Origin of the sequence: Spirillospora sp. NPDC047418 (assembly GCF_040643275.1) — a bacterium.
Lineage (GTDB): Bacteria > Actinomycetota > Actinomycetes > Streptosporangiales > Streptosporangiaceae > Spirillospora.
In genome coordinates this window covers 35,409-55,609 of record NZ_JBEYTW010000010.1, presented here as the reverse complement: position 1 = coordinate 55,609, position 20,201 = coordinate 35,409, and the positions used below count along the sequence as shown (strand labels likewise).

The window sequence follows — 20,201 nt, the reverse complement described above, 5'->3', positions numbered from 1 at the left end:
GGCGATTTTTTCTTGGTTATCGTCCATTCTTGCCGTTGACGCGGCCGGAATCGGCCGCCGGTCGTCGTCGGCCAGATAGTTGACCGCTCTCATTACCGGACCACCGAAAACCATTACTATGCGAGCATCAAAGTCGGGATGATGTCCGCATTAACGCTCGCGCTAGGGATTTGTATCGGACGAGCGAGGTGTGGATGCGGCTCGATCGCGAGTGCCACCGGAGATCGATCCATTCGTGATCGAGAACTTCGACCGCAGCCTTTGCGCGGGCCGTAACGCGTCTGTCAACATCTCGTCACCGAGCGTCGGCGGCGGCCCGCCCGCCATCGGACACACCGGCTTCGAGCTGCACATTCTTCGCGAAGCGGACTAGCCTGCGGCCCCCGTCCGCCCGCCTGACCGGGCGCGGCCCCCCGGGCGGGGCAGGTCGTCCGCGACGGTGCGGGATATTGCCCCTCTTGTCACATCGGCAGCCGGCGGCGCATTGAACTCGGCAATCCCATGCTGATCACCGTGCGACCGGGGACACAGCGGGAACACAGCTTACAGGTTCGACCCGCGGATGGCTGATTACGGTCAGGCAGGGTCGCCTTGCGTCCGGTGATCGTTCGTTCCAGTATGGCGTGAGAGTTTCACACGAACGATTGGCGAGGAGGTCCGCGCGGTCGGCTCGACGGCCGATCGGGCAGGTGTGTGTTTTCTGATCAGCGGAATTCACGACTTCCCCCAGCACCGACATGCCGACCCGTGAGAGCGGACACCATGACGAATGCCCTACCTGCCCCACCGGCCCCAACGGCCCTGCCGGCCCTGCCGACCGACGACTTCATCGCCGGTATCGAGGCCGTCGCCCCCCGCTTCGACACCGCGCACTACCCGCAGCAGAACCTCCCGGCGGACGACTGGACGCTGCTGACCCGGGCCGGTGTGCTGCTGCCGACGCTGCCGAGGGAGTACGGCGGGCGCGACAGCCACGTCGAGATGTGCCGGGTCGTGGAGGCCATCTCCGAGTGGAACCTGCCGCTCGGCATGTACGTCACCGTCATCACGGGCGTCGCGCTGCGGCCCATCGCGCTGTGGGCGAGCGAGGAGGCCAAGCGGGAGGTGCTGCCGCAGTACGCCGGCGGCGACCCGATGGTCGCCGGGTTCGCCTCGACCGAGCCCGGCTGCGGCTCGGCGATGTCCGCCATGACCACCACGTTCGACGAGGTCGAGGACGGCTACCGGATCCGCGGCCGCAAGCACTGGCAGGCGTTCAGCTCCAGCGCGCACTGGTGGCTGGTCAGCGCCAAGAACGACGACGGCGGCCGCGAGTACGGCTACTTCATCGTCAAGCGCAGCGAGGGCTTCCGCACCCTGCAGCCCTACGAGCCGCTCGGCCTGAAGGTGATCGACTACGGGCTCAACGAGATCGACGCGGTCGTCCCGCCGCACCGCCGGATCCACGCGGACGGACGCAACCTGAAGCCCATGGTCGAGATGCTCATGGCGTCGCGGGCGATGATGGCGGCGATGGGCTGCGGGTTCCTGCGCCGGCTGAGCCGCGAGGCGCACGCCTACGCCGACCACCGCAGGATCGGCCCGGGGCCGCAGTCGGCGATCCGGTTCGTCCGCTACCGGCTCGCGGCGATCGACACGTCCTTCACCATCTGCGCGGCGCTCAACGACTACCTGCAGACCTCGCTGGACATGAAGTCCGACATGCTCGGCGCGTTCCCCGCCGTCCAGGCGATCAAGACGGTCGCGACCGAGCGGATGCTCAGCGCGGCGCACCACTACCAGCAGCTCGCCGGCGGCGAGGGGTACCGCTCCGGATCCCCGACCAACATCTCCGGCCAGGCGTTCCTGGACGCCCGCGTCTACACGATCTTCGACGGCACCAACGACCTGCTCAGCCAGCAGCTCACCGAGTACTGCCTGGCCCGGACGGACGGGCTGCCGCTCAGCAAGTTCCTCGCCGAATGGCCGCTCACGGCGGCGGCGATCACCGCGCAGGGCATCGACCTGGGCTTCCTCGACCGGGACCTCCGGCAGGAGCACCTGGTGCTCGCCGGCCGCGCCATCGCCTACGCGTTCGCGATCGGCCAGGTCATGCGGTGCGCCGCCAAGGCCGGCCCGGACGCCGGCCGCCGCGCGCGGGCGGCGATCGAGTTCCTCAAGGCCGACATCGCCGGGGTCGCCACGGAGTTCGGCCTGCTGTCGTCCGGGGTGCTCGGCATCGAGGACGGCGCCGTCCCGCCCCCGGCGGGCGTGCGGTTCTCGCGGTCGGTGCCCGTCCCCGCCGAGGCGTGAGGGGCGCCGGCGAAACGGCCGGGCGAAGCGGCCGGGAGAGCGGCCGGTCGAGCGGCCGGTCGAGCGGCCGGTCCGGCCGTCAGCCGAGCCTCTCCTCGCGCCGCCGGATCAGCTGGACCAGTTCCGCGGCCCGCTCCTTGATGAGGTGCAGCCCCGGATGGCCCCACGGGCGCGGCTCGCGGTCGATGATGCAGATCGTGCCGAGGGCCGTGCCGGTCCGGTCGATGAGCGGCGCCCCGACATAGGTCCGGATGCCGAGCTTGTCGACGACCGGGTTGCCGGCGAACCGCGGGTAGTCGCACACGTCGTCCAGGACGAGCGCCTTGCGCCGGACGACGACGTGCGGGCAGTAGCCGTGGTCGAGCGGCACCTCCCGGCCCAGCTCGACGGCGCCGCCCGGACCGCTCCCGGGGTCCTCCGGGGCGTACAGGCCGGCGAGGAACTGGTGGTCGGTGACGAAGTTGACCATCGCGAACGGCGGGAGGCCGGTGCCGACGAGCCGCCGGGCGGTCTCGGCGAGGTCCCGGGCGAACGCGTCGAACTCGGGGTCGGGTGCCTGGCCGAGGCCGAGTTCGCGCAGGCGCGCGACACGCTGCGGGACGTCGGCGTCGACGGGGGTCAGCAGGTGGCCGGCGGGCTCGTACAGGGGCTCGTGATTCACGGGAAACTCCATCTGCGGCGGGTTCGGGTCATGCGGACGGTGCGGGAACGGTGGCGATCAGATGCCGGATGAGGGCGCGCAGCACCGACGTGGTGGAGCGGCCGTCCCGCGCGTCGCACAGCACGATCGGCACGCGCGGGTCGAGTTCGAGGGCGGACCGCACCTCGTCGGGGTCGTAGCGGAAGGCGCCGTCGAACTCGTTCACCGCGATGAGGAACCGGGTCCCGCGGTTCTCGAAGAAGTCGACCGCCTCGAAGCAGGCGTCGAGGCGGCGGGTGTCGGCGAGCACGACGGCGCCGAGCGCGCCCGCGCACAGCTCGTCCCACATGAACCAGAACCGCTGCTGCCCGGGGGTGCCGAACAGGTACAGGACGATGTTGTGCTGGTCGATCGTGATCCGGCCGAAGTCGAGCGCCACGGTGGTCGTGGTCTTCTCCTCGACCCCGCCGAGGCTGTCGATGCCGACGCTGGCCGTCGTGATGAGCTCCTCGGTGCTGAGCGGTTCGATCTCGCTCGCCGCGCCGACGAAGGTCGTCTTCCCCACGCCGAACCCGCCCGCGATCAGGATCTTGACCTGAGTGGGGAACACCTCATCAGGCTCGTTGTAGGCCATCGAGTAGCTTCTCCAAAAGGTCTCGGTCGGTGAGTTCTGCCGCGGGACGCGGTGCCCGCGTGGTCATGGCGCGCCAGTGCACGAGGTCGGCGAGCAGGACTTTGGTGACCGCCACGGGCAGCCGCAGATGCGCCGCGACCTCGGCGACGGAGGTCGGCGCGCGGCACAGTTCGAGCGCCTTGCCGTGCTCGGGGTCGAGGTTCGCGGGGACCTGGCCGGTCGCCACCACCAGGGACAGCATGTCCAGGTGGACGGCCGGGCGGGTGCGGCCGGCGGTCACGGTGTACGGGCGCACCAGCGGCCCGGCGGCGTCGTCGAGCCAGACCTCGTTCTCGCCGGCCGTCATAGCGAGGGGCGCGGATCGCTCGTGCCGGGGGCCGACCGCGCCGCGGTGCCGAGGAACGGCCGGACGGACTTGATCAGCCGGGCCATCTCGAACCCGACGACGGCCGGATCGGCGTCCGCCCCGGCCAGCACCGCGAGGACGGAGTTGAAACCGGCCCACGCGATGAACAGCTGGCTGGACTTGAGCTCCGCCACCACCTGCCGGACCTCGTTGCTGCCGTCGAATTTCGTGCCGGCGCTGCGCGCGATGGAGAAGAGGCCGGAGGCGAGCGCGGCGAGCTGCTCCGCGCTGGCGCGGTCGAAGCCGTCGGCGGCCTTCAGCATGCCGTCCGAGGACAGCAGCACGCTGCCGCGGATGACGGGAACCTCCTCGCCCAGCCCCCGCAGCAGCCAAGCAAGATCTTGAGCCTGGTTCGGGGAGACAGCACTCAATGGACGCTCCTTATAGGTCGTAAAGTTTCGTCAGCCCGCGCTGCCCGCGTCATCGGTAAAGCCGCCGTCCGCATTTCCGCCGTCCTCCTCGGCGCCGCGCACACCCCGCTGGAATGCCGCCATGAGGCCGGGGTTGTGCTCGATCTCGTCGTCGTCCTGCTGCGGCGGAGTGGGGGCGTTGAGCAGTTCCGGCACCATGTTCGCCTGGACGCGGCGGCGCGGCAGCGAGGGCCGCTCACCGCCCTCCGCCGGGCTGGCCACGGCGCCGGCGCCGGGGCCGGGGCCCCACTCGGCCGACAGCGCGGGCGCCGCCGGATACTCGCCCGACGTGGCGGGCGGCGGCGGGGACGCCGGGGCGGCGGGCCGCGCGGCGGCCGCCTGGACGGTCGTCGGCTGCTGGACGGCCGTGGGCTGTGGCGCGGCCGTGGGCTGTGGGGCGGCGGGCCGCTGATGCGCCGCCGCGTGCGCACCGGCGGCGGCGGGCACCGGAACCCGCTCGGGTTCGTCCGGCGGCTCCGGGGCCTGCGCCTGCGCCGGCACCTGGGCCTGCGCCTGGGCTTGAGCCTGGGTCTGGGCCTCCAGCGCTTGCTGCCCGACCATCTCCTTGGGCACGATGACGACGGCCTGGGTGCCGCCGTACAGGTTGTCCTGGAGCTGGACGCGGACGCCGTGCCGGCGGGCGAGGGCGGACACGACCAGGAGCCCGATGCGTCCCTCCTGCAGCAGGTCGCCGGCACCGGTCCGGTCGGGGTCGGCGAGCAGGTCGTTCAGCCGCCGCTGCGTCTCGCGCGGGATCCCGAGGCCGCGGTCCTCGACCTCGATGGCGAGGCCCGCGCTGACCGTGTCCACCCGGATCAGCACCTGCGTGTGCGGAGGCGCGAACCGGGTGGCGTTCTCGATCAGCTCGGCGAGCAGGTGGACGACGTCCGCGACCGCGCCGCCGTGCAGGTCGCCCTCGACGGGCGGCACCACCTTGACCCGGTTGTAGTGCTCCACCTCCGCGATGGCCGAGCGCAGCACCTCGTACACCGTCACCGGCCGGCTCCACTGGCGGCGGGACGCGGCGCCGCCGATCACCGCGAGGCTCTCGGCCTGGCGGCGCATGCGGGTGCTGAGGTGGTCGACCTTGAACAGGCCCTTGAGGAGGTCGGGGTCCTCGACCTGGTTCTCCAGCTCGTCCAGGCCGCGGATGGCCCGGTGGGCGAGCGACTGCATCCGCCGGGCGAGGTTGACGAAGACGTCCACCCGCTGGTCGGTGCCGCCGGTCTCGCGGGCCGCGGTGTCGAGCACGGCGTTCCACGCCTCGCCCTGCGCCTGCCGCAGCTCGTAGGCGAGCCGGACGAACGGGTCGCTGGAGTCGGTGGCCGGGATGTCCTCGCTGCGCGGCGCGGTCTCCCCGGCATGGACCCGCTCGACCAGCTCCCGCAGGCCCTGCCGGCCGCGCGCGATCGAGAACCACAGCTCGCCGAGCCGCCGCTGGACGTCCTCGTGCCCGCGCACCGGCGGCCGGGCCTGCAGCCGGTCCACCCGCCGGGTCGCCGCGTCCGCCCCGAGGACGGCCGCGCCCAGCGTGAGCACGACGCCCACGGCGACCGCGGCCAGCACCAGCCGCGTCCTGCCGGTGTCGGCGCCGCCGCTGTAGAGCATCGCCACGGCGCCGGCGCCGAGGGCCCCCACGACGGCCGCGGGCAGGACGGTAACGCACAGGTGGAAGGACCGTACGTTGCTGTGGCGGCGCATGCCGCGGGCCGGGGCCCTGCCGTGTCGCCGGGAATCCTGGCGCTCAGCGTCGGCAGCAGGTTCGGAGAAAACAGGCATCGGCGTCCTCAGTGCGATCGAGGGCTCAGCAGGAGTCACATGACTGAGTAAGGCGTGCTCTTACGGGCACACTCCGTATCTAGGCTGACACAACGTACGTTGGGGCAAGCGCAGATCGCTGAGATTCCAGAGATATCGGACCACTTTCAGCAGTCCCGTCCCGCCGTGCCCAATTCGCCCGAAATTGCCTATATGTACGCAGCCACTAGGGACGTCCCGCGTCACTTCTCCGGCCGCCGCAGCGCTTACGCGCCACGTCGCGGACGTAGTACGGAAGGGCCTCGACAGAGATCAGCGGCGGCAGCAACTCGGGCTCACCGGTAAGCGCCCGAAAAGCGACGGCCACCGTCACGTCGTGGTCGGGCCGCTGGACGAGTTCGACCGGGTCGCCCGCGCGGATCTCACCGGCCTCGATGACGCGCAGGTAACCGCCTGGCCGCGCCGCCCGCGAGAACCGCTTGATCCATCCGGCCTCGTCCAGCCAGCCCTGGAAGGTGCCGCAGGGGATCCGCGGGCAGCTCACCTCCAGCAGAACGCCCCGCCCGACACGCCACCGGTCGCCGATCAGCGCGCCGTTGACGTCGATTCCGGCGGTGGTGAGGTTCTCACCGAAGACGCCGTCGGGCAGCGGCCTGTCCAGTTCGTCCTGCCACCGGTCGAGGTCCTCGCGCGCGTAGGCGTAGACGGCCTGGTCCGGCCCGCCGTGGCCGCGGACGTCGTAGGCGCGGTCGCCTGCCAGGCCGACCTCGCCCGTCCCCTCGGAAGCCGGAGCGGTGACCGCCACCGGGCCGTCGAGCGGACGCTTGTCGATCCCGGTCAGCCTCGTCTTCTTCCATGGATTGGTGCGCGGGCGTCCGACATTGACCGAGAGCAGCCTCATGCGGACGACGGTACCGACGGTACGAAGCCGCCCGGCGCGGCGGCGAGTCCTTATCCGGTCTGGTGGGGGTCAGGGGTGGTGATGAAGGCGGCGTAGCCGTCGTGGAGGCGGGTCAGGCCGAACTCGAAGAGCTGCTCGTAGGAGAAGTCGAAGGTGTTGTCGGCCATGCCCGCCATCGTGGGGTAGTCGCCGCTGCTCATGGCTTTGACGATGGTCGGTTCCTGGACGGCCCAGAACTCCTCGTTGCTGACGCCCGTGCGGGCCTCGGCGCGGCGTTCGTTGACGTAGCGGCGTGCGACGCCCTCCACGTAGTCGTTCTGGGCGCTGATCATCATGAGCAGGGTCCGGTCGTCCACGCCGGCGGGGCGCAGCCTGGCGACGAGGCGGTCGAGGCCGCGCATGGCGTTGGGGCCGAGGAGCGGGCGGCTCTGGTCGACGAACGCGTACCAGGGGTGGTCGAGGCACAGCCGCCAGTGGTGCCGGGCGTCGGCCGCGAGGACCTCGCGCCAGCCGCCCTCCGCGTCCTCGCCGGGGACGTCGATGACGTGGTCGAGCATGAGGTCCAGCAGCTCGCTCTTGCCGGGGACGTAGCGGTAGAGCGACATGGTCCCGACGCCGAGGCGGGTCGCGATCGAGCGCATCGACAGCGCTTCGAGGCCCTCCGTCCGGGCGAGCTCGTCGGCGACCTCGACGGCGGCGGCGACGATCCGGTCGAGGGTGAGCGCGGGCGGGCGCCCGCGCGGGGGCCGGGCCGTGTCTCCCCACAGCAGCTTCAGGCTCCGCCCGAGGTCGCGGCCGCCGTGCTCCGTCGTCATCGTCCGTCCTGGTCATCGGTGCCCGCCTGTGTACGGGACATGACGCTACCGCGCCGCGCCGCGGTGGCTCGGCGGGCACTTCGAGTATGCTGTACGCTAATTCGCGTATGTCATACGCGAATAAGGAGGCGGCATGCCCGAGCACGCGATCCTCGCCGCGGGGATCCGCAAGGACTACGGGACGAAACGGGCGCTGGACGGCTTCGACCTCGCGGCGCCGCCGGGCATGGTCTACGGCCTGCTCGGCCCCAACGGCGCGGGGAAGACGACCGCCGTGCGCATCCTGGCCACGCTCGTCCGGCTGGACGGCGGCCGGGCCGAGGTCGCCGGGCTGGACGTCGCCGCGCGGCCCCGGCAGGTGCGCCGCCGGATCGGCCTGGCGGGGCAGCACGCCGCGCTCGACGAGGTGCTGACCGGACGGCAGAACCTGCGCATGTTCGGCCGCCTGTTCCACCTCGGCCGGCGCGGTGCGGCGGCCCGCGCCGAGGAGCTGCTGGAGCAGTTCGGCCTGGTGGAGGCGGCCGGCAAGGGCGTCAAGGAGTACAGCGGCGGGATGCGCCGCCGGCTCGACCTCGCGGCCGCCATGATCCTCGCCCCGGACGTGCTGTTCCTGGACGAGCCGACCACCGGGCTCGATCCGCGCGGCCGGAACGAGGTGTGGCGCGCCGTCCGGTCGCTGGTCGCGCGGGGCACGACCGTGCTGCTGACGACGCAGTACCTCGACGAGGCCGACCAGCTCGCCGGGCGCATCGCCGTCCTGGACCAGGGCCGCGTCATCGCCGACGGGACCCCGCGGTCGCTGAAGCGGCTGATCGGCGCGGACCGGGTCGAGGTGGTGGTGCGCGATCCCGCCGACCTGTCCGCGGCGGCGGCGGTGGTCGGCCGGGTCGCGTCCGCCGAGCCGCGGGTCGACGCGGGCGCGGCGCGGGTGCACGCACCGGTCGCCGACCGGGTGGCCGCGCTGACCGAGGTCGCCCGCACCCTCCAGGACGACGGCATCGCCGTGGAGGACATCGGACTGCGCCGCCCCACGCTGGACGAGGTCTTCCTGCGCCTCACCGGGCACAGCGCCGCGGAGCCCGAGGAGAAGGACGGCGAGAAGGACGGCGAGAAGGACGGAGTGCAGAACGCGGAGAAGGAAGGGGTGGAGGTGTGAGCGCGCGGCTCTACTGGGCGGTCGCGGACTCCTGGACCATCGTCCTGCGCGGCCTGACCCACTACGTCCGGCAGCCGGGCAACATCGCCTGGCAGCTCGGGTCCCCCATCGTCATGGTGCTGCTGTTCGGGTACGTGTTCGGCAGCGCGATGTCGGTGCCGGGCGGCGGCGACTACCGCGAGTTCCTGATGCCCGGAATGTTCGGCATGACCATGGCGATGGGCTTCATGAACACCGCGTACGCCGTCGTGTACGACAGCGGGCGCGGCGTCACCGACCGGTTCCGGTCGATGCCGATGGCGTCGTCGGCCGTCGTCACGGGACGCGGCGTCGGCGACCTGATGGCCGCGACCCTCGACCTCCTCGTCCTGGCGCTGACGGCGCTGGCGATCGGGTGGCGCTCGGACGGGGGCGTGCTCGGCACGCTCGCCGCGTTCGGGCTGTTCCTGCTGCTGCGCTTCGCGCTGATCTGGATCGGCGTGCTGCTCGGCCTGCTCGTCCCGAACGAGGAGGCGGCGGGCAGCCTGTTCGCGGTGGCGTTCCCGTTCGCGATGATCTCCAGCGCGTTCGTGGCGCCGTCGCTGATGCCGGACTGGCTCGGCGCGGTCGCGCGGTGGAACCCGGTGTCGTCGACGGTGACGGCTTCCCGGGAGCTGTTCGGCAACCCGGCCGCGGTCGGCGGCACCTGGGTCGAGCAGCACGCGCTGCTGATGGCGGTCGTCTGGCCGGTCGCGATCACGGCGGTCTTCCTGCCCCTCGCCGTCCGCCGCTACCACGGCCTGAGCCGCTGAAGGAGCGCTATCACACCGGCCGGTCCGTGGACGCCGGCGGTCGTCCTGATGGCGGCCGGCCCGACCTTCGCGGGGCTCGGGCTGCGCGGTCCGGGAGGCCCGCCGCAGCCGCCCGCGTGGGCAGCTACCACCCGGCCGGCTCGGCTGGGGGCCGCACTTGGCACGCGTCGCGATCTACCGTTGCCGGATGGACGAGTATGCGGTGCCCATCCTGCCGAGCCGCGACCTCAACGAGACCCTCGACTTCTACGTCCGGCTGGGCTTCGAGCTGCGGGGTGACCCACCGGACCGGTACGACTACCTCATCATCGGACGCGGCGGCGTGGAACTGCAGTTCTTCCACGACCCCGAGGTGGACCCGCTGACCACCGCGGCCGGCTGCTACGTGCGCGTCCCGGACGCGGACGCCCTCCACCGGGAATGGGCGGACGCCGGCGTGCCGTCCGACCCGGCCACGGGCAGCCGCCTCCAGCCGCCCGACGACCGCGAGTACGGGATGCGCGAGTTCGCCCTCGTCGACCGCAGCGGCAACCTCCTGCGCATCGGCTCGCCGCTGCCGCCCGTCCCGGAACTCGACACCTCCGTCGCGCACCCCGCCCGGGTCTACGACTACTGGCTCGGCGGCAACGACAACTTCGCCGCCGACCGGGAACTCGGGGACGCGATGATCCAGGCGATCCCGACGCTCCCCGCCATGGCGCGGGCCAACCGGTCGTTCATGGAGCGGGTGACACGGCACCTGGTGGAGTCGGGCGTCACGCAGTTCCTCGACATCGGCAGCGGCATCCCGACGTCCCCGAACCTGCACGAGATAGCGCAGGGCATCGACCCGTCCGCCCGCGTGGTGTACGTCGACAACGACCCGCTGGTCACCGGGCAGGCGCGGGAGATGATCGCGGACGTCTCGGGCGTCGCCTACCTGCACGGCGACCTCACCGACCCGGAGTCGATCAGCGCCGACCCGCTCCTCGCCGGGACGCTCGACCTCACCCGCCCGGTCGCGCTGATGGTCGTCGCGCTCCTGATGTACTTCCCCGCCGAGCGCCGCCCGGAGCGGTGGGTCGCGACGCTGCTCGGCGCGCTCCCGTCCGGCAGCACGCTGGCGATCTCGCACCCGACCGCCGACTTCGACCCCGAGGCCGTCGCCGCCGCCAACGCCGCGGCGAACGCGGCCGGGATCCCGCTGGTCTCCCGCACCCGCGACGAGTTCGCCGCGCTGTTCGGCACCGCGACCCTCCTCGACCCCGGCGTGGTGCCGATCGCGGCATGGCGTCCGGACACGCCCCCGGCCGACCCGCACGAGGCGTACTACTACGCCGCCCTCGCCCGCCGGGATTGACTTCGCTTCCCGTCTTGACGCAGGTCAGAGGCAGTGCAAGCGTGGAAGGTGATGGTGGAAAAGGGGGACCCATCATGACCGAGATCAAGAGCATTGAGAAGCCGGATGACCGGCGCGACTTCCCCCGGGGACACCTGGAGGTCGTCAACCTCACCGGACTCGTCTTCGGGAAGGCGACGTTCGAGCCCGGCTGGCGCTGGACGGAGTCCGTCAAGGACATCGCGGGCACCGACCTGTGCGAAGTCCACCACAACGGCTACGTCGTCGCGGGGCGCATGCGCATCCAGACCAAGGACGGCTCCGAAGGCGAGGTCGGCCCTGGGGACGTGTTCGTCCAGGAGCCGGGCCACGACGCCTGGGTCGTCGGCGACGAACCCTGCGTCATGTTCGACTTCGCCGGCGGCATCGGCGACTACGCCAAGGCCGGCTGACCGGGACATCCGGTGACCGATTGCGGCCGGGGGGCGCGCAGGAACGCCCCCCGGCCGCAGACTGTGCGGACAGGTCAAGTGAACTTCCTCGGCTGCGCCGTCCAGTTCCTCGAACTGCCGGACGCCGCGTTCGGCGGCGCGCAGCGCTCACGCCGGGGACGCGGGCGGAGATCGAGCGGTTCTTCGACGGCTTCGAGCTGGTCGAACCGGGGCTGGCCGACGTCCGCGCCTGGCGGTCCGGCGGCCAGGCGGGCGACCAGGCGGGCGACCATGTGGGCGAGCTCCCCGGACTGCCGTGGACGACGGTCGGCGGCGTCGGCCGCCTGCTGTGAACCTGCGGCGTGCCGTGCCCGTCGGTGATGTAGTGGAGACGGCGAAAGGGGCGGGCGTGGAGGCTCTACTCAGCGTGGCGGACTCGTCCGACGGGACGGAGATCACGTCCCTGTACCGGTGGCTGGCGCAGGACCCGGACGTCCGCCGGGACGCGAAGGTGACGATCGTCCCGGGGCCGGCGCGGCCCGGCGACATGAGCGGTGCGCTGGAGGTCGTGAACGTCGTCCTGAGCAATGCCATCGCGTTCAGCGGCCTGGTCGTCGCGGTGGCCGCCTGGATCGGGTCGCGGAGATCGTCTTCTGGTCCCGCCGTGCGGATCGAGCGCGACGGCGTGTCGGTCACGATCAGTGCCGACTCGCCGGAGGCGGTCCGGGACGTCCTCCGGGCGCTGGAGGGCGAGCCGGGCGGGACGGAGTGACCGGACTGCCGGACGCGGAGGGATCCCGCGCCGTCCTGATCGGCGTCCACCGCTACGACACGCTGGACGACCTGCCCGCGGTGGAGCAGAACCTCACCGGCCTCCGCGACGTGTTCACCGACCCCGCACTGTGGGGACTGGCCGAACGGAACTGCCTGCTCGTCGGTCAGCCGCCCTCGGCCCGGACGATCCTCGACACCCTGCGGAAGGCCGCCGCCGAAGCCACCGACGCCCTGGTTGTCTACTTCGCCGGGCATGGCCTGACCGATCCCTACACCGACGAACTGTGCCTGGCACTGCCCGACACCGACCCCGAGCACTCCTACACCGCCCTCCGGTACGAGGACGTGCGTCGCGTGGTGATGCACGCGGGCGGCGGCGCCCGACGCAAGGTGGTCGTCCTGGACTGCTGCTACAGCGGCCGGGCCCTTGTCGGCGGCATGAGCGCGACCGAGCAGGTCGCCGACCAGGCGGTGGTGGACGGCACGTACCTGCTGACCGCGTCCGCCGAGACCCGCAAGGCGCTGGCCCCGCCCGGCGAGCCGTACACGGCGTTCACCGGCGAGCTGATCCACACGCTCGCCGAAGGCGTCCCCGGCGGCCCCGCCCTGCTGGACATGGAGACCGTGTACCGGCGCCTCCACGTCCGGCTGACCGCCCGGTCACGGCCGGTACCCCAGCAGCGCAACCGCAACGCGGGCGGCGCCATCGCCCTCGTCCGCAACGCGGCAGGTCCCGCTGAGCCCGAACCGTCCCCGCCTCCCGTGGTGCGCCCGTCCCGGCATCCGCTGGAGGACGTGCACGAGGGCGCCGCGCAACTCGCGTCACAGATCGCCCGCACCCTCGGCCCCGCCGGCGGCCTGGTCCGATACACGGCGCCGGACGGCACCCGCCGCACCACCGCGGACCCGGCCGTTCTCTGCCAGGCCACCGCCGAGCCCCGCACGGACGCCGAACTGGGCGCCGACCTCATCCGCCGGCTGGTGCGCCGGATGCGTGCCGAATCCTCGGACGGCGCCGCCACCGCCGCCGTGATGGCCCAGGCGATGATCACCACCGCGCTCGACATCGTGCGCAAGGACGCCATGCCCCCGGCCCGGCTCCGCACGGAGCTGGCCGAGTCCGGCGAGCGGGCCGTCCGGCTGCTGCGCGGCCGGGCCGTCGAGATCGCGTGGAGGGGGCAGCTCCGGCAGGTCCTGACCGCCGCGACCGGCGATCCGGACGGCGCCGGGGCCCTCACGGAGGCGGCGGACAAGATCGGCAAGGAGGGCGTGATCTTCCTGGAGGAGCGCCGGCGACCGGGACTGGACCTGGAGCTTCACGAAGGGATGTTCCTTCCCGCCGCCGGCTCCCCCGCCGCCGGCTCCCCCGCCGCCGGCTCCCCCGCCGACCCCGGCGATCACGATCCTCCGCCGGCCTTCACGCTCGCCGAGCCGTATCTCCTGGTGTTGACCGAGCCGCCGTCCGCCGGCCTCCGGCAGTTTCTCGACCGGCAGGACCGGCCCGCGGTCGTGCTCGGTCCCGCCGACGACGGCGCGGTCCTCATGCGGTCCTTCGGCGAGCACCGCTGGGAGCGGCGTCTGCCGAGCGCCCATCCGTTCGGCACCCTCGACGACCTCGCCCTGCTGATCGGCGCGAACCTGCAGCAGGGAAACCCCGTGGTCGTCCCGAAGATCGAGATCGACGCGTCCGGGGTGCGCATCGACCACGGGTACCGCGGTGACAGTGACAGGATTCAGCGGCGGGTCAACGAATTGCGCGCCGCGGCGGCCGCCGCGCCCACCGCCGCCCAGCGTGCGGGCATCAAGCTGCGCATGGCCCAGATCGCCGGGGGAGTAGCCACCATCCGGATGGGCCGCACGCCCGGCGAGCCGGAGGACGTCTTCCTCCCGCGCCTGGAGGTCCTCGCCCGCGCCCGGGACGCGATGCCCGCCCTCATCGACCAGGGGTTCGTGGCCGGTGGGGGAGTCGCCCTCCGTGACGTGGCGACCGGCCTCTTCAGAAGAGTGCCGGCCCTGCCGATGGCCGGGGCGACGGCCGTGCTCGTCGCGGGGCTGTCGGAGCCGTTCATCCGGTTCGCGGCCGACTGCGGTCTCACCCCCCAGGATGCGCACGACCTGGTCGCCGCGGCATCCCCCGCGAACGGGCTGGACGTCCCGACGGGGCGGCCCGTCGAGATGGCCGAAGCCGGGATCATCGACTCCGCCGCCGTCCTCGCCGGCGCGATCACGGCCGCCGTCGCGACCACGCGGGAGTTCCTGGCGCTCGCCTGACCGTCCACCGCGATTGGCGGAAGTTGACGACGTGGGAGGCGGCGGGGACGGGTAGGTTCGAAAGATGAACGAGCGGCCGACTCTTGAGGACATTCGCCGGGCGCCGAAGGTGCTGCTGCACGACCACCTGGACGGCGGGGTGCGTCCCGCGACCATCGTGGAGCTGGCGCAGGAGAGCGGGTACGGGGACCTGCCGACCACCGACGCCGACAACCTCCGGACGTGGTTCGAGGAGGCGTCCAACTCGGGGTCCCTGGAGCGGTACCTGGAGACGTTCTCGCACACGGTCGGCGTGATGCAGACCGTCGAGGCGCTCACCCGCGTCGCCTACGAGTGCGCGGAGGACCTCGCGAACGACGGGGTCGTCTACGCGGAGGTCCGGTACGCGCCGGAGCAGCACCTCAACATGGGGCTCACACTGGAGCAGGTCGTCGAGGCCGTCCTGGACGGGTTCGCGCGCGCCCGCAGGGACTTCGGCATCCGGGTCGGGACGCTGGTCACGGCGATGCGGCACGCCGCGCGCAGCATGGAGATCGCGGAGCTGGCCGTCCGGTACCGGGACCTCGGCGTCGTCGGGTTCGACATCGCGGGCGCCGAGGCCGGGTATCCGCCGACCCGGCACCTGGACGCGTTCGAGTACCTGCAGCGGGAGAACGCCCACTTCACCATCCACGCCGGGGAGGGGTTCGGGCTGCCGTCGATCTGGCAGGCGATCCAGTGGTGCGGCGCGGACCGGCTCGGGCACGGTGTCCGGATCATCGACGACATCGAGGCGGACGGCGACGACGCGCGCCTCGGCCGGCTCGCCGGTTACGTCCGGGACAAGCGGATCCCGCTGGAGATGTGCCCGACGTCCAACATCCAGACGGGCGCGGCGAAGTCGATCGCCGAGCACCCGATCGGGCTGCTGCGCCGCCTCAGCTTCCGCGTCACCGTCAACACCGACAACCGGCTGATGAGCGGCACGACGCTGTCGCAGGAGTTCGCGAAGCTCGTCGAGGCGTTCGGCTACGGGTGGGACGATCTGCAGTGGTTCACGGTGAACGCGATGAAGTCGGCGTTCGTGCCGTTCAACGAGCGGCTCGAACTGATCAACGGGGTGATCAAGCCGGGGTTCGCGCAACTCAAATGGAGCGGTGCCAGGCCGCTGGCATGATCGAGCCATGACCATTCGCTCCACCGGCGGGCAGGTCGCCGCTTACGCGTGGCTCGTGTTCGCCCTGCTCAATTTCGTGGACCTGTTCGTCGGCGTCACCGGTGACCCCGACTACTCGCTGACGACGTTCACCATCGCGTTCCTGCTGCTGCTCGGCTGCGGGGTCGCCTACACGGTCGGGCTGCGTCCCGCGATCGTCGCGGACGAGGAGGCGCTGACCGTCCGCAACCCGCTCCGGGACGTCCGGGCACCGTGGGCGGCGATCCGGAGCATCGAGGGCAGGAACGCGGTGATCGTCCGCTACGCCGGTCCGGGCGGGACGGACCTGGAGACCCGCGCCTGGGTGCACCAGACGTCGCCCCGGGCGCAGGCCAAGGCGGAGGCGCGGGCGCAGAAGCAGGCGCGCAAGAACCAGGGCCCGGCCGTCGACCTGCGCGGGCGGACGCACACGGGCTTCGCCGCCCAGCAGCTCAACGAGATGCGCGACCGCCACCGGCCGAAGGCGAAGTCGGGGGCCCCCGACAAGGCCGCCGCGGCGAAGACCGAGACCGCCGCCGAAGGCACGGTCGGCTGGTCGGTCCCGGCGGTAACGTCCCTGGCCGTCCCCTTGGCCGCCGTACTCGCCGCCCTGATCTACGCCGTCCTCAACTGACCGCCGACCAAGCCACCACCCGCCACCCGGCCCGCCCCGTTGTTGATCTGCGGCGTGTTGTTGTTTTCGACGTGGGCGGTCTCTAGTGTCTGTTGCAACGAGGTCCCTGGAAGGATCTTGTTGTGCCAGGAAAGCGTTTGACGAGTGCCGAGCGTGCGCAGATTGAGGTGTTGTTCGGTGTGGGCCGGTCGTTTCCGCAGATCGCGGAGGTGATCGGTCGGGACCGGTCGACGGTGTGGCGGGAGGTGAAGCGCAACCACTCCTACCGGTGCTCGGATGCCGGTGGTGGGGCGCGGCATCCGGGCCGGGCGACCACGGCTCGGCCGGGCGGGCTGGGTGGGCTGTACCGGTGGACGTATTCGTATGTGGCGGCGCAGCGCAAGGCGGACGTTCGGGCGCGGCGGCACCGGCCGGGCAAGCTGATCGGCAACAGCGGGAACAAGGGCCGGGCCTGGCGGGCGGGCCGGTTGTGGCCGGTGGTGCGTGATCTGCTGGTGCAGCGGTGGTCGCCGCAGCAGATCGCGGCGCACCTGCGCGCCGCCCACCCCGACCAGCCGGAGATGCGCGTGTCGCACGAGACGATCTATCAGGCGATCTACTACCAGGCCCGGGGCCGGATGCGGGCCGAGCTGGCCCGGCAGCTGGACCTGCGGGCCGGTGAGGGGTCGGTGCTGCGCAGCGGCCGTGCCGCCCGCCGTCCGCAGTCGCGGGCGGCGCGGGCCGAGGGCGCGGCGCGGTCCCGTAGGCCCTGGGTCGAGGGGCTGCACATCTCGACCCGGCCGGCCGAGGCCGCCGATCGGGCGGTGCCGGGGCACTGGGAGGGGGACCTGGTGATCGGGGCCCGCGGGTCCAGTGCGATCATCACCCTGGTCGAGCGCACCACCCGGTTCGTGATGCTGGGCGCGTTGCCGCACTCACGGGTGTCGGAGCAGGTCACCGGCGTGCTGACCACTCTGATGCGCAGGTTGCCGGCCGAGCTGGCCGCGACCTTGACCTGGGACCAGGGCGCCGAGATGGCCGAGCACGCCACCTTCACCCTGGCCACCGGCTGCCGCGTCTACTTCTGCGACCCGCACTCACCCTGGCAGCGCGGCTCCAACGAGAACACCAACGGGCTGCTGCGCCAGTACTTCCCCCGCTCCTCCACCGACTTCCGCACCTACACCCAGCACGACCTCGACCAGATCGCCCGCCAGCTCAACGGACGACCCCGCCAGACCCTGAACTGGAAAACCCCAGCCCAAACACTCAACCAGTACCTCGTTGCAACAACCACTTGACACCGCCGTGCTCATAACAACAACACGCCGCAGATCAACGGGGTCGGTGGGCGGTTTAGGCGAGGGCGGTGGAGAGGGCTTGGCGTAGGGCGGTTAGTTCGGCGGCGGCTCGGGTGCGGACGTCGGTGACGTCGTCGTCCTCGACGGGGAGGACTACCTCCAGGTAGCACTTGAGCTTCGGTTCCGTGCCCGATGGGCGGATCACCACGCGGGAGCCGCCGGCCAGGCGGAAGCGGAGGCCGTCGGTGGGCGGCAGGCCGCCGGACGGCCGGGACAGGTCGTCGGACGACTCGACGGCGCGGCCGGCCAGGTCCTGCGGGGGAGCGGCGCGCAGGCGGGCCATGGCGGCGGTGATCAGGGACAGGTCGTCCACCCGGATCGAGAGCTGGGACGTGGCGTGCAGGCCGTACTCGCGGGCCTGGGCGTCCAGCAGGTCGAGGAGGGTGCGGCCGTCGCGCTTGGCGTCGGCGGCGAGCGCGGCGACGGCCAGGGCGGCGCCGATGCCGTCCTTGTCGTTGACGAGGACGCCGCGGTCGTCGCCGACGCTGTAGCCGAGCGCCTCCTCGTAGCCGAAGACCAGCCGGTCCGGCGCTCGGCCGGGGGACGGCCCCCCGGCCTTCATGATCCACTTGAAGCCGGTGAGCGACTCGGCGAACCGGACGCGGTGCGCGGCGGCGATCGCGCGGAGCAGCGACGACGACACGATCGTGGTGACGGCGAGGCGGTCGTCGCCGGCGGTGTGCCGCAGGACGTGCTCGGCGAGCAGCCCGCCGACCTCGTCCCCGGTCAGCGTCCGCCAGCCGGACGGGGACGGGACGGCGACGGCGCAGCGGTCCGCGTCCGGGTCGTTGGCGATCACCAGGTCGGCGCCGCGGGCCTCGGCCAGGGCGAGCGCCAGGTCCAGCGCGCCCGGTTCCTCCGGGTTCGGGAAGGCGACGGTCGGGAAATCGGGGTCCGGGTCGGCCTGCTCGGGGACGACGACCGGCGCCGGGAAACCGGCCCGGTCGAACGCCGCCAGCAGGACGTCGCGGCCGACGCCGTGCATCGGCGTGTAGACGATCGAGATGTCGCGGTCACCGCCGAGGCGCAGCGACGACACCGCGTCCAGGTAGAGGTCGGTGTCGTCGTGGACCGGCCAGCCGGAACCGAGGGGCAGCTCGTCCACGCGGCCGACGGCGTCGATCGCGGCGGAGATCTCGCTGTCCTGCGGCGGGACGATCTGGGCGCCGTCCGACCAGTACACCTTGTAGCCGTTGTCGCGCGGCGGGTTGTGGCTGGCCGTCACCATGACGCCGGCGACGATGTCGCCGAACGCCCGGGTGAAATGGGCCAGGACGGGCGTCGGAACGGGGTCGGCGAACACCTCGGGACGCAGGCCCGCCCCGCTCAGCACGGCCGCGGTGTCATCGGCGAACCGCCGGGAGCCGTGCCGGGCGTCGAAACCGATGATCACGCGGCCGCCGGGGGGCAGGCAGGCGGCCAGGCCGGCGGCGGCGCGCATGACCGTCACCCGGTTCATGCGGTTCGGACCGGCGCCGAGTTCGCCGCGCAGGCCGGCCGTCCCGAACTCCAGGCGGGAGCCGAACCGGGAGGCCAGGGCCTCGTCGTCGCCGGCGTCCAGGATCGCGCGGAGCTCGGCGCGGGTGCCGGCGTCCGGGTCCTGCGCCAGCCATTCCCCGGCGCGGGCGCGGAGGTCGCTCACAGCTTCGCCAGGACGGTGGCGAGCAGGGTGCCCATGCGGCCGGCGGAGGCGCGGCCCGCGGCGAGGACCTCCTCGTGGTCCAGGGGCTCGTCCGACAGCCCGGCCGCGATATTGGTGACCAGGGAGATCCCGAGGACGTCGGCGCCGCCGCGCCGCGCCTCGATCGTCTCCAGGACGGTCGACATGCCGATCATGTCGGCGCCCAGCGTGCGCAGCATCCGGATCTCGGCGGGCGTCTCGTAGGTCGGCCCGCGGAACGCCGCGTAGACGCCCTCCCGCAGGGTCGGGTCGACCTCCTTGGCGAGGGTGCGCAGCCGTCCCGAGTACGCCTCGGTCAGGTCCAGGAACGTCGGGCCGGTGAGCGGGTTCGCGCCCGACAGGTTCAGGTGGTCGGCGATCAGCACCGGGTCGCCGACGCTCTGGTGCTCGGGCCGCAGCCCGCCCGCCGCGTTCGTCAGCACCGCCGTCGTCACCCCGGCGGCCAGCGCCGTCCGGACGGGATGCACCACGGCATCGACGCCGTGCCCCTCGTACAGGTGCGTCCGGCCGAGGAACACCAGCGCGTGCCGCCCGCCGATCTCGACGACCCGGACCGTCCCGGCGTGCCCCTCCACGGCCGGCGGCGCGAAGCCGGGCAGTTCGGTCACCGTCAGCTCGGTGACGGGCTCGCCCAGCCTGTCGGCCGCCGGCACCCAGCCGGAGCCCATCACGAGGGCGACGTCGAAGGAGTCGATGGACGTGCGGTCGCGCAGCGCGTCCGCGGCCGCCCGCGCCAGTGCAAAAGCGTCGTTGCTCACAAGCCCGACACTACCGC

At 72.3% G+C, this 20,201-nt stretch carries 21 protein-coding genes; 12 read left to right on the top strand and 9 right to left on the bottom strand.

Translation table 11 applies throughout. The features are described 5' to 3' along the window. Positions 1–235: 235 nt before the first annotated feature. Together ABZ806_RS08675 and ABZ806_RS08670 are read left to right on the top strand one after the other, a co-directional pair. On the top strand, positions 236–373 hold the full coding sequence (locus ABZ806_RS08675) for a hypothetical protein (RefSeq protein ID WP_500216254.1): 138 nt from the start codon (positions 236–238) through the stop codon (positions 371–373). Between the two features lie 389 nt (positions 374–762). After that, positions 763–2,292, top strand: coding sequence for an acyl-CoA dehydrogenase family protein (locus ABZ806_RS08670; protein ID WP_500216253.1), 1,530 nt, complete (start codon positions 763–765; stop codon positions 2,290–2,292). A gap of 79 nt (positions 2,293–2,371) precedes the next feature. Here ABZ806_RS08670 and ABZ806_RS08665 read toward each other — a convergent pair whose 3' ends face one another. The 7 genes from ABZ806_RS08665 to ABZ806_RS08635 form a co-directional block, all read right to left on the bottom strand. Then, the gene (locus ABZ806_RS08665) at positions 2,372–2,953 is read right to left on the bottom strand and encodes a GAF domain-containing protein (RefSeq protein ID WP_500216252.1); all 582 of its coding nucleotides are present in this window, start codon (positions 2,951–2,953) and stop codon (positions 2,372–2,374) included. 28 nt (positions 2,954–2,981) lie between these two features. Next, the gene (locus tag ABZ806_RS08660) at positions 2,982–3,566 is read right to left on the bottom strand and encodes a GTP-binding protein (protein ID WP_500216251.1); all 585 of its coding nucleotides are present in this window, start codon (positions 3,564–3,566) and stop codon (positions 2,982–2,984) included. Next, complete coding sequence (locus tag ABZ806_RS08655; RefSeq protein WP_500216250.1) at positions 3,547–3,912, bottom strand: DUF742 domain-containing protein; 366 nt, start codon at positions 3,910–3,912, stop codon at positions 3,547–3,549. Before ABZ806_RS08655 ends, ABZ806_RS08660 begins: the two co-directional genes overlap by 20 nt. Beyond that, positions 3,909–4,343 (bottom strand): roadblock/LC7 domain-containing protein, encoded by a 435-nt coding sequence (locus ABZ806_RS08650; RefSeq protein WP_500216249.1) that lies wholly within the window; start codon positions 4,341–4,343, stop codon positions 3,909–3,911. Before ABZ806_RS08650 ends, ABZ806_RS08655 begins: the two co-directional genes overlap by 4 nt. A 30-nt stretch (positions 4,344–4,373) precedes the next feature. Further along, positions 4,374–6,083 carry a sensor histidine kinase gene (locus tag ABZ806_RS08645; protein ID WP_500216248.1) on the bottom strand — a complete coding sequence of 570 codons (1,710 nt, stop codon included), beginning with the start codon at positions 6,081–6,083 and terminating at the stop codon, positions 4,374–4,376. 283 nt (positions 6,084–6,366) lie between these two features. After that, positions 6,367–7,041, bottom strand: coding sequence for an MOSC domain-containing protein (locus ABZ806_RS08640; RefSeq protein WP_500216247.1), 675 nt, complete (start codon positions 7,039–7,041; stop codon positions 6,367–6,369). Between the two features lie 50 nt (positions 7,042–7,091). Beyond that, positions 7,092–7,856, bottom strand: a complete 765-nt coding sequence (locus tag ABZ806_RS08635; protein WP_500216246.1) for a TetR/AcrR family transcriptional regulator — start codon at positions 7,854–7,856, stop codon at positions 7,092–7,094. A gap of 133 nt (positions 7,857–7,989) precedes the next feature. Here ABZ806_RS08635 and ABZ806_RS08630 point away from each other — a divergent pair, with 133 nt between their 5' ends. The 10 genes from ABZ806_RS08630 (at position 7,990) to ABZ806_RS08585 (ending at position 17,685) form a co-directional block, all read left to right on the top strand. Next, complete coding sequence (locus tag ABZ806_RS08630; protein ID WP_500216245.1) at positions 7,990–9,012, top strand: ATP-binding cassette domain-containing protein; 1,023 nt, start codon at positions 7,990–7,992, stop codon at positions 9,010–9,012. Further along, positions 9,009–9,803 (top strand): ABC transporter permease, encoded by a 795-nt coding sequence (locus ABZ806_RS08625; RefSeq protein WP_500216244.1) that lies wholly within the window; start codon positions 9,009–9,011, stop codon positions 9,801–9,803. The genes ABZ806_RS08630 and ABZ806_RS08625 overlap by 4 nt, the downstream gene beginning before the upstream one ends. Positions 9,804–9,990: 187 nt before the next feature. Continuing rightward, complete coding sequence (locus tag ABZ806_RS08620; protein WP_500216243.1) at positions 9,991–11,142, top strand: SAM-dependent methyltransferase; 1,152 nt, start codon at positions 9,991–9,993, stop codon at positions 11,140–11,142. A 74-nt stretch (positions 11,143–11,216) separates the two neighbouring features. Continuing rightward, positions 11,217–11,573, top strand: coding sequence for a cupin domain-containing protein (locus ABZ806_RS08615; RefSeq protein WP_500216242.1), 357 nt, complete (start codon positions 11,217–11,219; stop codon positions 11,571–11,573). A 20-nt stretch (positions 11,574–11,593) separates the two neighbouring features. Then, entirely contained in the window at positions 11,594–11,905 is a 312-nt protein-coding gene (locus ABZ806_RS08610) for an SAM-dependent methyltransferase (protein ID WP_500216241.1), read from the top strand. A 56-nt stretch (positions 11,906–11,961) separates the two neighbouring features. Continuing rightward, positions 11,962–12,324: an effector-associated constant component EACC1 gene (locus ABZ806_RS08605; protein ID WP_500216240.1), complete on the top strand. Its 363-nt coding sequence runs from the start codon at positions 11,962–11,964 to the stop codon at positions 12,322–12,324. Further along, entirely contained in the window at positions 12,321–14,597 is a 2,277-nt protein-coding gene (locus ABZ806_RS08600) for a caspase, EACC1-associated type (RefSeq protein ID WP_500216239.1), read from the top strand. The genes ABZ806_RS08605 and ABZ806_RS08600 overlap by 4 nt, the downstream gene beginning before the upstream one ends. Positions 14,598–14,661: 64 nt before the next feature. Further along, on the top strand, positions 14,662–15,753 hold the full coding sequence (locus tag ABZ806_RS08595) for an adenosine deaminase (protein ID WP_500216238.1): 1,092 nt from the start codon (positions 14,662–14,664) through the stop codon (positions 15,751–15,753). Positions 15,754–15,760: 7 nt separating this feature from the next. Continuing rightward, a complete protein-coding gene (locus ABZ806_RS08590; RefSeq protein ID WP_500216237.1) occupies positions 15,761–16,405 on the top strand; it encodes a PH domain-containing protein in 645 nt (214 codons plus the stop codon). Between the two features lie 122 nt (positions 16,406–16,527). Further along, positions 16,528–17,685, top strand: a complete 1,158-nt coding sequence (locus ABZ806_RS08585; RefSeq protein ID WP_500216236.1) for an IS30 family transposase — start codon at positions 16,528–16,530, stop codon at positions 17,683–17,685. Positions 17,686–17,740: 55 nt separating this feature from the next. Here ABZ806_RS08585 and ABZ806_RS08580 read toward each other — a convergent pair whose 3' ends face one another. Beyond that, positions 17,741–19,387 (bottom strand): phospho-sugar mutase, encoded by a 1,647-nt coding sequence (locus ABZ806_RS08580; RefSeq protein ID WP_500216235.1) that lies wholly within the window; start codon positions 19,385–19,387, stop codon positions 17,741–17,743. Further along, positions 19,384–20,184, bottom strand: a complete 801-nt coding sequence (locus ABZ806_RS08575; protein ID WP_500216234.1) for a purine-nucleoside phosphorylase — start codon at positions 20,182–20,184, stop codon at positions 19,384–19,386. The genes ABZ806_RS08580 and ABZ806_RS08575 overlap by 4 nt, the downstream gene beginning before the upstream one ends. Positions 20,185–20,201: the final 17 nt, after the last annotated feature.

Excerpts from the sequence above, each read along its gene's own strand:
- ABZ806_RS08670 (WP_500216253.1), top strand. The coding sequence starts at position 763 with ATGACGAATGCCCTACCTGCCCCACCGGCCCCAACGGCCCTGCCGGCC.
- ABZ806_RS08660 (WP_500216251.1), bottom strand. The coding sequence starts at position 3,566 with ATGGCCTACAACGAGCCTGATGAGGTGTTCCCCACTCAGGTCAAGATC.
- ABZ806_RS08655 (WP_500216250.1), bottom strand. The coding sequence starts at position 3,912 with ATGACGGCCGGCGAGAACGAGGTCTGGCTCGACGACGCCGCCGGGCCG.
- ABZ806_RS08645 (WP_500216248.1), bottom strand. The coding sequence starts at position 6,083 with ATGCGCCGCCACAGCAACGTACGGTCCTTCCACCTGTGCGTTACCGTC.
- ABZ806_RS08640 (WP_500216247.1), bottom strand. The coding sequence starts at position 7,041 with ATGAGGCTGCTCTCGGTCAATGTCGGACGCCCGCGCACCAATCCATGG.
- ABZ806_RS08635 (WP_500216246.1), bottom strand. The coding sequence starts at position 7,856 with ATGACGACGGAGCACGGCGGCCGCGACCTCGGGCGGAGCCTGAAGCTG.
- ABZ806_RS08630 (WP_500216245.1), top strand. The coding sequence starts at position 7,990 with ATGCCCGAGCACGCGATCCTCGCCGCGGGGATCCGCAAGGACTACGGG.
- ABZ806_RS08620 (WP_500216243.1), top strand. The coding sequence starts at position 9,991 with ATGGACGAGTATGCGGTGCCCATCCTGCCGAGCCGCGACCTCAACGAG.
- ABZ806_RS08615 (WP_500216242.1), top strand. The coding sequence starts at position 11,217 with ATGACCGAGATCAAGAGCATTGAGAAGCCGGATGACCGGCGCGACTTC.
- ABZ806_RS08595 (WP_500216238.1), top strand. The coding sequence starts at position 14,662 with ATGAACGAGCGGCCGACTCTTGAGGACATTCGCCGGGCGCCGAAGGTG.
- ABZ806_RS08590 (WP_500216237.1), top strand. The coding sequence starts at position 15,761 with ATGACCATTCGCTCCACCGGCGGGCAGGTCGCCGCTTACGCGTGGCTC.